This is a genomic window from Enterobacter sp. CFEC122 (assembly GCF_052983755.1).
In genome coordinates, this window is the sequence record NZ_JBRIQR010000111.1 from 1 (window position 1) to 1,641 (window position 1,641).

The 1,641-nt window shown below is 50.9% G+C and carries 1 protein-coding gene; it reads right to left on the reverse strand.

The window, feature by feature from the left end:
* Positions 1-40: 40 nt before the first annotated feature.
* On the reverse strand, positions 41-1,641 hold a 1,601-nt coding region (locus tag ACVCAM_RS26350), incomplete at its 5' end, for a Tn3 family transposase (protein ID WP_152280664.1).

Below are 1,641 nucleotides of genomic sequence, written 5' to 3' on the forward strand. Positions count from 1 at the left end.
CCGGGAAGGAGGGAGTGACCATCTCATTAATTATCCCACGCTAAGACTGTTTTTTGTACAAAGCGGTATCGACTGTACGTAATGAGCGGTATTTTCCGGATCCCAGCTTAAGATTATTACGCCAGACGTAATCTCCACTCAGATTGATATGTTCCCAGCCCAGGGGAGAAAGATGAGAGACCAGTTGCTCATTTATCGGGATACCCTTTCGTTTTAGTGACTCAATAGCTCTTTCTATATATACCGTGTTCCACAACGTGATCGCTGCTGTCAGTAATGTCAGCCCGCTGGCGCGATAACTCTGATTCTCCAGCCCACGATCCCTTATTTCACCCAGACGGTGCAAAAAGACCGCTCGCGCAAGGGCATTACGGGCCTCACCCTTATTCAGCCCCGCCTGCACGCGTCGGCGCAGACCGGGATCACGGAACCAGTCCAGCATAAATAGTGTCCGTTCGATGCGGCCAATCTCTCTCAGCGCTTTGGCAAGTCCATTCTGTTTTGGGTAACTGGCTAACTTTTTCATCATCAGTGATGCGGTGACTGTCCCCTGCTTAATCGAGGTTGCCAGGCGCAATACCTCATCCCAGTGCGACTCAATGTCTTTGATATTTAGGCAGGTTGTTGATATGACAGACTGAAGCCCCGGATAGCGCTCGGCCTTTCCATGAATAAACAGCCGCTTGTCATGAAGATCACGGATCCTTGGCGCAAAAGCGAATCCCAGCAGGTGCATCAGGGCGAAAACATGTTCAGTGAAGCCTGCGGTATCGGTGTAATGCTCGGTAATTTCCAGATCGCTTTCATGGTACAGCAGGCCATCAAGCACGTGGGTTGAGTCGCGCACCCGGCTGATCACTTTGGCGTAGAACGGGCTGTATTGGTCTGAGATATGCGTATAAATCTGCACGCCCGGCTCCTGACCATATTTAAGATTGACCTGACCGGCATAACGTCCGTGACTGCCTACCCGAAAGTTCTGCCCGTCTGACGACGATGTTGTCCCGTCGCCCCAGAATGCGGCCAGAGGCCGCTCTTTCTGTGCGTTGACCAGCTCGGCCAGTGCCGCTGAATAAGTTTCATCCCTGATGTACCATGCCTGAATACCTTCGAGTGACGATCTTGTGGCCCCAGGGCAGGATTCCGCCATTTTTGTCAGCCCAAGGTTGATGCCGTCAGCCAGAATGGTGGTCAGCAACAGTCTTCCGTCTTTTGGTCTGACGTTATTATTTTTGAGGTGCGCGAAGTGACGCGTAAATCCCGTCCAGCTATCAACTTCTTCCAGTATCTCCGTAATTTTCGGATGGGGAAGCATGCCATAGACCAAATCTGCAAAGGGCGAAACACCTGAAGGAACGCTGTTCTCCAGTGGAGTGATTTTTACGCCTTTATCTGAGATATCTACATCGGGCAAATCACCGGCAAGCGCCATCGCGTTAACTTCTTCCAGCCGAGATGCAAGAAGAGTCATACGGGCCTGAAGGTATGCCTGGCTATCGGTCTGAACGGCCAACTGTAACTGGTCATTATGTCGGGATTTCTCAAACTCAGCAGTCGGGATGAGATAATCATCAAAATTTTTGTAGCGGCGCGATCCTTTTACCCAGATATCACCGGAACGTAATGGGCACTGTTGTAATG